The organism is Bacillus sp. GW823-FHT06A10, assembly GCF_058795375.1.
On the sequence record NZ_JBXAHT010000001.1, the window covers coordinates 1,736,010 to 1,746,581 of the forward strand.

The window sequence follows — 10,572 nt, forward strand, 5'->3', positions numbered from 1 at the left end:
AACAAATTAATAGTGGGTTATATGTAGGGAAATGTCCGTTCATTTCAAATTAAGAGCTGAAATTTATAATAGATGGAATATATTATATGGGTACATGTTGCGGTTAATACAAGCAATTGGAGGGCAATTTTATATGATTCAATATAAAAGATGTAGTGAAGTAAATATTGATTTAGTATATGAAGCTTTTAAAGATGGATTTTCCGATTATATTATTAAGATGGAAGTTTCAAAAGGTGATTTTATACACCGTTTTTTGGGACCAGAAGGTAATTTGCTAGAACATTCTTTTCTTGCTTTAGACGGTGACAAATCAGTTGGCGTAATATTAGGTGGTATAAAGGATTATGAAAGTATAAAGACTATGCGCTGTGGAACATTAGCGGTTCATCCTAATTACCGAGGTATTGGTGTGAGTCAAAAATTATTTGAACTGCATAAAGAAGAGGCGATTCAACATGGATGTAAGCAACTTTTTCTCGAAGTCATTGTAGGAAACGACCGAGCGATTCATTTTTATAATAAGTTGGGCTATGAAAAAGTGTACGATCTTTCTTATTATAATTTAAATGATTTGACTAAAATAATGAATAAAGATTGTAAGGATATTGAAGTAAAACAATTAGAATTTCCAACTTTTAAAGATGAAATTCAGAAATGGTTAAACTTCCATATAAATTGGCAAAATGATGTTGATTATATCGAAAAAACAAATAATGTATTTTATGGTGCATATGTCACTAATGACTTAAAAGGCTCTCTATGTGTAAATGAAGAAGGTAAAATTAGTTTTATTTTCGTAGATAAAGATTATAGAAATATTGGTGTTGGGATGAAATTATTAGAAGTAGCAAGAGAAGAATTACATTTATCAAGTTTATCAATTGGGTTTCCTAACAATAATTTACTGGAGGGTTTTTTAAAGAAATGTAGATTTGAAAAGAATTCTTTAGCACAATATGAAATGTATTTATTACTCTAAGAGCGGAAAGATTTATTCTTTTCGCTTTTTATTTTGCTGTTATGTTGGTAAATGCTCCGTAACTATAATTTATAATGCGAGGGATTTTGTTTATCCTTAAGTTATTTTTTAAATTGTCAATTTCATACTAATAATTTTCTTTGTATAATATTCTAATTTTATGTAGAATAGATACGATGGGAGGGGATGAAATGAATAATGGATTAAAGTTTAAGATTTTTGAATTGCATTGTCTCGTTCAAAAGACTTATTCTGATATTAAAATGGCATGTGATATTGCTATTTATCAAGAAAACACTTCTAAATATTTAATTTCATTAGGATTTTTAAATAAATCATATATGACTTATATAGAAGCAAAAAGATTCTATCGCGAAAATGAAGAGCTTGTAAGTGTAGAATTTGATAATTTCTTTGATATGTATGATAAATTAGAAAACGAATTAAAACAAGTTATTTCAACTGAAGATAAAAATCCTTCATCGCTACATAGCAGACTTGATCAGTTTCAGCAGAAAGTTGAAAATATAAATGACCTAATAAAAGTATTGCAAAATGCTCGTTAATGAATGCTTTTTTCTTTTTGTATAGAAATTATGTATTAAAAACATTTTAGGGATATTACATATTGAAGAGGTGGCTTTTGTAGATTACAAAAGTCATCTTTTTATGTTAGGAATAGATTGTATACATTTTAGCAGTTTCATATAAATAATAGAAACTTATACGAGGTAAATATCATGGGAAATAAAAAAGAAATAGCTATAGTAGCATTAACAACAGGATTCGTTTTAACAAGTGTAACACCATATGGAGTAGGTCATGCAGAGGAACCTGGTCAAATGCAAGTTGAAATTCAAGAGGATTCGTTCCGTACAGGTGATCTGACACAACCATCAAAAAAGGAACCAGAGAATGTAGTGAAAGATGCACTTAAGGAAAATACGGAGCATGCTTTGTCTCCAAAACAAGTTAGTGCAGAAACAGGAGTAGATTACAAGGTTCTTCAAAAACGTGGTTCTTATGATGGAACTACACTTGTGCGCATGCAACAAATATATGAAGGAAAAGAAGTATATGGCCACCAGTTGACTGCTCACGTAGATAAAAAAGGTATTATTAAAAGCATTTCAGGAGCTAGTGCACAAAATTTAACACAAGAAGATTTAAAGAAACCTATTAATTTATCAAAAGAAGAAGCAAAACAATATATTTATAAAAAGTACGGAAACGATACTAAATTTATTTCTGAGCCAGAAGTTAAGGCAGTTATTTTTGTTGATGAAAATCATGGGCAGGCTAGCAATGCATATCAAGTTACATTTGCTGCTACAACACCAAATTATGTATCTGGAACTTATTTAGTGAATGCTCATAATGGTGAAATGTTAAAAGATATGGTACAAGAATCAAGTTTGAAAATAAGTGAAGAGTATGTTGAATCCGTTAAGGAAAATAAAACTAGCAATTTTACATCATTAACTGGAACAGGAAAAGATGATTTAGGCGTAACTCGTACATTTGGTATTTCTAAACAGACCAGTGGGAATTATGCGCTTGCTGATTACACAAGAGGACAAGGAATTGAGACATATGATGTAAATTATAGAGATATTACAAATGAAGAAAGTTATTATCCCGGTATACTAGCAACTAGTGTTTCAACAACATTTAATGATCCAAAGGCGGTAAGCGCTCATTTCTTAGCAACAAAGGTATACGATTTTTATAAAGAAAAATATAAGCGTAATAGTTTTGATAATAAAGGAAAAAAAGTAGTTTCAGTTGTACATGCATGGGATTCTGGAGGAACAAATGATCCTGAAAATTGGGAGAATGCATTTAGTACTAATATTAATAACATTAGTATGCTTTTATATGGAGATCCTATGGTAAAAGCATTCGATATAGCGGGTCATGAATTTACACATGCAGTTACATCAAGCGAATCTAACCTTGAATTTTCAGGAGAATCTGGGGCAATTAACGAGGCATTATCTGATATTATGGGAACGGCTATAGAGAAATACATAAATAATGGGGAATTTAACTGGACAATAGGAGAACAAACTGGATCGACTTTTCGTAATATGAAAAATCCAACTGCAATTAATTTTTCAGAAGGACTACCGTATCCTGATGATTATAGTAAATATAATGATTTAAATGGAGAGGATTATGGAGGCGTTCATTTTAACTCAAGTATTATTAATAAAGTTGCGTATTTAATTGCACAAGGTGGTACTCATAACGGTGTAAATGTAAATGGTATTGGTGAAGATAAAATGTTTGATATTTTCTATTATGCAAATACTGATGAATTAAACATGACTTCTGATTTCTCTGAATTGAGATTGGCATGCCTTACAGTTGCAACTAATAAATATGGAACGAACTCAATTGAAGTTCAAGCAATCCAAAATGCTTTTGATGCGGCAAAAATTACAGGAACAGTGAAAGAAAACGAAAAAACAATAGAAAACCAAGCTCCAGAGTTAACTGTACCGATTACCATTACACTACGTGTAGGAGATACGTTTGATCCAATGAGAAATGTAAAAGCTGTTGATAAGGAAGATGGTGATTTAACAAATAAAGTAAAGCATAAAGGCGATGTAGATACTTCAAAATCAGGTACATACATTATGGAATACATGGTTGTTGATTCTCAAGGGCGGAATGCAACGGCAACACAGACTGTAATTGTAGAGAAAAATGGAGAAACATCAGATTTAGAACCTAAATTAACAGTGCCTGTTGGAGCGACAATTCATGTAGGAGATTCATTTGTTTCAATGGCAGAAGTATTAGCTATCGATAAAGAAGACGGTGATCTCACTTCTAAAATCAAAGTTGATGGTGAAGTAGATACATCTAAAGCCGGTACTTACATATTAACGTACACGGTTACAGATTCTAAAGGTCATGAAGTAACGGCGAAGCAAACTGTAACGGTCAAAGTTAGAGAAGAAGTTAAAAATGATAAACCAATACTAAAAGTACCTGCTACAACTTCAATTACTGAGGGTGATCAATTTGATCCGTTGGTAGGAGTATCAGCTACTGACAAAGAAGACGGTGACCTTACTTCTAAAGTAGCGTATGAAGGAACTATAGATACAACTAAAGCTGGTACTTATGAAATAATATATAGTGTAAGAGATTCCGTGGGTAATGAGGTAAATACAATACAAAAAGTATTAGTGAAAGATAAAGAAACTAGCAAACCTAATGGTCTTGCTAATAAGACAAATAACAATAATATCTCAAATAACAGTAATACCGATAAAAAAGAATATACATATAAGGAGCTGCCAAAGACGGGTGTAAGTACAACTAACAGTGCAGCAATCGGCATATTGATGATTATTGCAGGTACAGTACTCACTTTGATTCGCAAATTTAGAAAGATACAAAAATAATAGTAGGGATTATTCGTTTGAAGAAAAGAGTTGAGTATTCAAAAGAAATAAAGTAGAAAGTAAATAAAACGAAATATGGATTTTTTACTTATTAAGATTTTAATAGTTAAGCGGTACATTTGGCTTTTATAAAAATTTGCAGTTGGATACTATTCTGTCTACAGAACTATATTACATATAAAACACGTTACTATTCTCATTAAAATAAAAGAATAGTAACGTGTTTTTTGATTTGAAAATAGCATAAATCCTATAGCTTATGAATATAGGAGTACTTCTAATTTGCCATTGATAAGTTACTGAAAACACTTTGTTTTAATGGAAGTGTCACTCTAAATGACAACATGAGATTTTCGGTATTTACCAGGTGTTTCATTGGTGAATTTTTTAAAAATTTTAGTGAAATAACTTTGATCGCTAAAATTAAGCGAAGCGCATATGTCTGATAAGGGATAGGTGGTGAAAGTTAATAATTTCTTTGCTTCTTCGATTCGTTCACGTTGAATGTACTCAATTAATGAAATACCGACTTCTTTTTTAAATAATATAGATAAATAATCTGAATTCACATTTGCAAATTTAGCAAGTTGTTTAACAGATATTGGATTGTAAATGTTTTTAAAAATGTAGTTTTTGCAAATAGCGATAGTCTGTGAATGTTGCTGTGTTTTTTGTGCCTTTACACGGTCTGCAAAGGTACAAAAAGCATTTTTTAACAAATCCCAAACAGATTCTTTGTCTTTTAAATCTTCTGTTCTTTGAATATGTAAATCATAAATTTTGTAAGCAATCCCAGATGGAAGTCCCCCTTTTATCGCATACCTAGTAGCGAGCGTGATGGATGAAATACAAATGTTTTTATGACGTCTTAATTGATGGAATGAAGATAAAGATGAAAGAGTCTCTTGTTGGAATTCGTAATAATATTTGAGTACGGTTTCTTTATCCCCGTTTTCTATAGAACCAAGTAATTGCTGCTCTATATATAAATTATGATAAATGGATTCGTCTTTTTGCATTGAAATATATACATCTTCGTTTAAGATTCTGCTATGACTTATATGAAGTGAGTCACTGTTATTTGAAAAGGTGCTTACATCTGAATTTTTTTTATAGAAAATGTTATAGAACAATATTGCTATATTTACAAAGAAATTTTGATCTTTGACTGACAATGAAAAATAATGGTCTCTTGTTCTTTTATAATTTGGAATGAAATTAAGGTTACTATCCGTTTTACTTGTAGAAAAATTTACATGTGCCAAGGGCCCAATAATAACAGTACCGTTCACCATATAATCGCTCTTTATGTGAATTAAAATGAAGTGCCCTAGATGTTCGTGAGTTCTGAAGATGGGGAAATTATATGTATCATTTCTCTGAAAAAGCACATGTAAATGCTCTATTTTTGATGTATACAACGAATGTGAATCACTTTTTGATGTGAATTCTAAAAGAATATTTTTGTTACAATCTAAAAAACAAACTGGAATTTCAAAAGATTGGAAAAACATATTGCAAATGTACTCTATCTCAACTAGATTGAGCTTTTTAGTCATATTCTTCCTCCTTACAGTTATGCGTAATAGTTAAATAAACATATATTCCTTTTTTCATAAGTAGAAACGGAAAACCTTTATTAATAAAAAATATAAATAAAAGTTATAAACTTCTAAGAATAATACCATAATTTAACATGAATAGCACATATTATTTGAATATACAGGTAATAGTTTTGGACAGTAGCGTAAAATATGAATCGTCACACTTATTTGTTGGTTATTACTTATATGTATTAAAAAATGATTAAGATTGGATTTTAAATAGGGATAGGAAGTGAGAAATTAATAGATTGACAGTAAGTGACTAGTCGAAATTAGTAGTGAAAGCTATTATGTAACAAATGTAATGATTCTTGAAATAGGGATATAAGTGTAATTTAGGGGAGAAAATTACATATATCATGTGGAGAGACAACGTAATAATAGAAGATAAGAAAAGTGAATAAGTGATTGTAAACAATGGATTGTTGGACGACTATGTTTTATGTTATTCGTTTAAATCTGATACTTGGCACACTATTGCTTTTAAGAAGGTAATAGTAATAAAGAGATTTTTAAAATGATAGAAGTAGTAAAGGGGATAAGAGAAATGAAAAGAATATTTAGTGTGCTTTTAGTGTTTTTCTTAACATTTTCTACATGGTCTAGTGTATTAGTAAAGGCGGATTCACCATCTAAAGGTACTTTAACGATTCATAAGTATGAACAAGAAAAAGATGGAGCGCAGGGACTAGAAGGTGACGGTTCTGCAAATCAAGAGGTGTCAAAAGATGCGAAACCATTAAAAGGTGTAACGTTTGAAGTAAAAAGGGTTGCTTCTTTTGAAAAAATTTCAAACGATGGGAAAATCGTAAAAGAAGACGTGAAACCTGTAATGGGAGCCACTCCAAATCAAGTAGTAACAGATGATAACGGACAAGCTGTATTAAAAGATCTTCCGCTAGGACGTTATGAGGTGAAAGAAGTGGCAGGACCTCCACATGTGAATCTAAATCCCAATACGTATACAGTGGATATTCCATTAACGAATAAAGAGGGTAAGGTGCTAAACTATGATGTTCACATGTATCCAAAAAATGAGATTAAACGTGGTGCAGTGGATTTAATAAAAACTGGTGTAAATGAAAAAGCATTAGCAGGTGCAGTATTCTCTTTATTTAAAAAAGACGGTACAGAAGTGAAAAAAGAGTTAGTAACAGATGCTAATGGTCATATTCGCGTGCAAGGATTGGTGTATGGAGAATACTATTTCCAAGAAACAAAAGCTCCGAAAGGCTATGTAATAGATCCAACTAAACGTGAGTTTTTTGTTAAGAACTCCGGAACAATTAATGAAGATGGAACTATTACTTCTGGTACAGTAGTTAAATTAGAAGTGAAAAACTATGAAGAACCAACAATTGATAAAAAGATTAACGGAAAATTGGAAGCGTTACCAATCAATCCGTTAACTAATTATAATTATGATATTAAAACATTAATTCCAGAAGACATTAAGGAATACAAAAAATATGTGGTAACAGATACTTTGGATAATCGTTTAGTGATTCAAGGAAAGCCAATCGTGAAAATTGATGGAGCAGAAGTAAATGCAAGCATTGTAGAGGTAGCTATAGAAGGTCAAAAGATAACAGCTACAGTAAAAGATTTCACAAAATTAGATGGTAAAAAAGAATTTCATTTGCAAATTAAATCTCAAGTAAAAGAAGGAGTACCATCTGGTTCGGAAATTTTAAATACAGCAAAAATACATTTTACAAATAAAAATGATGTAATTGGAGAAAAGGAATCTAAACCTGTAGTTGTTGTTCCAACAACTGGAATAATTGAGTTAACAAAAATTGATGGTGCTAATAAGAATAAATTAAAAGGTGCAGAGTTTGTACTTAAAGATAAAAATGGAAAAATAGTTGTTGTAGCAGGAAAAGAAGTAACAGGTGTATCAGATGAAAATGGTGTTATTAAATGGTCTAACATTCCATATGGAGACTATCAAATTTTCGAAACGAAAGCTCCAACATATACAAAAGAAGATGGTACAAAAGCTTCTTATCAATTATTAAAAGATCCCATTGATGTAAAGATTAGCGAAAATAATCAAACGGTTAAATTAACGATTGAAAATAATAAAAGTGGATGGGTTCTTCCGGTAACGGGTGGCATAGGAACGACTCTTTTTACTGTAATAGGTCTTACGTTAATGGTTACAGCGGCATTTGTTTTCTTTAGAAAAAAGTCTGCTAATAATTAAGATTTTAGGAACATGTAACTATGGGAAAAGGGGAGAAGCAAAATGCTTCCCTCTTTTCGATATTTAAGCATATACAGAGGTGGAAATATGAAACGAAATCTTGTTTTGGGAGGTATTTTTTTATTTGGATTAGGTGTTTTTTTATATCCTACTATTAGTAATTGGTTGGCGACTCGTGCACATTATTCTGAGATTAGCTCTTACGATAAGAATATCAAAGCATTACAAAAGAAAGAAGTCGAACGTAGGGAAAAAGAAGCAGCCGAATATAATAAACAAGTTCACACTTCCACGAAAACATTTACTGATCCATTTTCTGAAAAAAAAAGTAATCATCAAGCATATGCTGATGCGTTAAATTTAGGAGATGTAATGGGGTATATTGAAATATCGAAAATTAATATAAAACTGCCAATCTATCAAGGGACATCTGAGGAAGTATTGAGCCGCGGGATAGGTCATTTAGATTTTTCTTCGCTCCCGATAGGTGGAGAAAATACGCACACTATTTTAACAGGGCATCGTGGTTTACCATCAGCAAAATTATTTACAGATTTAGATAAGTTGAGTGAAGGAGATCTTTTTTATATTCATTCTTTAGACAAAGTTCTTGCTTATAAAGTAGATCAAATTAAAGTAGTGTTACCACACGAAACGGACGATCTACAAATTGTAGAAAATAAAGATTATACAACTTTAATTACGTGTACGCCTTATGGAGTAAACACCAATAGGTTGCTAGTTCGAGGTGTGCGTGTGGAGTTAAACGAGAAAGAAAAACAAAAAGTGAGTACAGAGATATTTATATTTAATAAGTGGACTGTAATAGTTCCAATCCTATTGTTATGTGTGTTTCTAGTCGTAATTTATAAGAAAAGGTTAACTCGATAGAATGTATTTATTTATCCTGCATTAATGGGAAGTGGGACCGGAAATTCAGAGATAAGTAAAGAAAGTATATAAAGTATATAAAAGATGAAGTAAATCCTCATTGGTGAATATGTCATTTTATTCGACTATAGAAAAAATACGGTAAAGGTGGGAACAAAGGAATTGAGGCTACGATTAAAGCTGGTAAGTATTCATTTTATTGTTTTGTTAATGTTAAGTGTAAGTTTTGTCATATATGTACCAAAAGAAGTATATGGATCCACGACAAACTTAGAAGGTCTAGGTGATATATCGCGTTATAATGCAGTTGTCTTTGGTAACCATAAAGCAATAGGTGGCGACATTGAAGGAGCAACTGCAGTTCAAGGTGATATGGATGCATCGGGGTATACAATTGTAGGTGCTGCAGCGGGAACATCTAATATAGTAGGTGAAAAATGGGTTGATGAGGGATATCCGTCCTTGTTGTTGTCTGGAAAATTTAAGAAATCAAGAGAAGAATCTTTTATCATTCAAAACGGAATAGTAGTAATGACAAAAGAGAGTGATCCAGATCGCATCATACAATCCTCTTATGATCGTATCGTTTATAAAGAAAAACTAGAAATTGACGCGAAATTTAATGAATTTCGCAATATAGTGAACCAAGTCAGTAAAAATGCAGGTCAATATAAAACAAATACCCCAATTCCAAATATGAGTCATGGAATCGGAAAAGATATAAACAATCCTAATATTTATGTTTCATCAGAATTGACAGGGAAAATTAATTTAGATATAAGAGATGTATTTTTACCAAATGCTAAGGACAAAGATTTTATTGTTATGTATTCGGATGCAACAGAGGTTACATTTAGAAATGGGTCTATTCTATATGACACGAACAATATTGGAAGGGCTACAGATATAGTTCCTACATCACAACCATATTCTCCTAATTCCCCGTTTACTGAGCTATATGGGAAAGTGATTTGGGTTTTTCCAAATGCGAAAAAAATTATAACAGAGGGATATGGTGTCGTTGGTAGTGTGTTTGCCCCCAATGCTGTATTAGAAACAAAAGGCGGTTCGATTAATGGACAAGCATTTGTCGGTGCGGTACAACAAACTGGTGGATTTGAATTTCACAATTTCAAATTTAACTGGCAACATTGGAACAAGCCTAGTACTGGAAAAGTAAAAATAAAAAAAGTGGATAGTAATAATGATAATAAAAAATTGGTCGGAGCAAAGTTTCATATAGAAGATTCAAATAAAAAAGTAGTTGGAGAACTAGTAACAAATGAAGAAGGAGAAGCGATATCAAAAGACTTACCAAAAGGAAACTATACCCTTGTAGAAATAGAAGCGCCAAAAGACTATGCATTATTAAAAGATAAAATAGCTGTAAAAATAGAAAAAGATGCAGTAGTAGAAATTAAAATAGGAAATAAGAAATTGCCAGATCCAATGGGAAAAATGAAG

The 10,572-nt window shown here is 31.5% G+C and carries 7 protein-coding genes; 6 read left to right on the forward strand and 1 reads right to left on the reverse strand.

Going from position 1 to position 10,572, the window contains the following annotated elements; translation table 11 throughout:
* The first annotated feature begins 133 nt into the window (after positions 1-133).
* The 3 genes from AC1Q8M_RS08745 (at position 134) to AC1Q8M_RS08755 (ending at position 4,404) form a co-directional block, all read left to right on the forward strand.
* Positions 134-982 (forward strand): GNAT family N-acetyltransferase, encoded by an 849-nt coding sequence (locus AC1Q8M_RS08745; RefSeq protein WP_000617067.1) that lies wholly within the window; start codon positions 134-136, stop codon positions 980-982.
* 191 nt (positions 983-1,173) lie between these two features.
* Positions 1,174-1,548 (forward strand): hypothetical protein, encoded by a 375-nt coding sequence (locus tag AC1Q8M_RS08750; RefSeq protein ID WP_001059026.1) that lies wholly within the window; start codon positions 1,174-1,176, stop codon positions 1,546-1,548.
* 174 nt (positions 1,549-1,722) lie between these two features.
* Positions 1,723-4,404 carry a M4 family metallopeptidase gene (locus tag AC1Q8M_RS08755; protein WP_098361370.1) on the forward strand — a complete coding sequence of 894 codons (2,682 nt, stop codon included), beginning with the start codon at positions 1,723-1,725 and terminating at the stop codon, positions 4,402-4,404.
* A 332-nt stretch (positions 4,405-4,736) separates the two neighbouring features.
* On the opposite strand, the gene AC1Q8M_RS08760 is transcribed toward AC1Q8M_RS08755, so the two are convergent.
* On the reverse strand, positions 4,737-5,963 hold the full coding sequence (locus tag AC1Q8M_RS08760; protein ID WP_061660874.1) for a helix-turn-helix domain-containing protein: 1,227 nt from the start codon (positions 5,961-5,963) through the stop codon (positions 4,737-4,739).
* A gap of 592 nt (positions 5,964-6,555) precedes the next feature.
* Between AC1Q8M_RS08760 and AC1Q8M_RS08765 the strand changes: the two genes are divergently transcribed.
* The 3 genes from AC1Q8M_RS08765 to AC1Q8M_RS08775 all read left to right on the forward strand — a co-directional run.
* Positions 6,556-8,217, forward strand: coding sequence for a SpaA isopeptide-forming pilin-related protein (locus AC1Q8M_RS08765; RefSeq protein WP_097822289.1), 1,662 nt, complete (start codon positions 6,556-6,558; stop codon positions 8,215-8,217).
* Between the two features lie 87 nt (positions 8,218-8,304).
* The gene (locus AC1Q8M_RS08770) at positions 8,305-9,108 is read left to right on the forward strand and encodes a class C sortase (RefSeq protein ID WP_003270597.1); all 804 of its coding nucleotides are present in this window, start codon (positions 8,305-8,307) and stop codon (positions 9,106-9,108) included.
* Between the two features lie 162 nt (positions 9,109-9,270).
* The coding region (locus tag AC1Q8M_RS08775) for a collagen-binding domain-containing protein (RefSeq protein ID WP_492334133.1) at positions 9,271-10,572 on the forward strand (1,302 nt) is incomplete at its 3' end.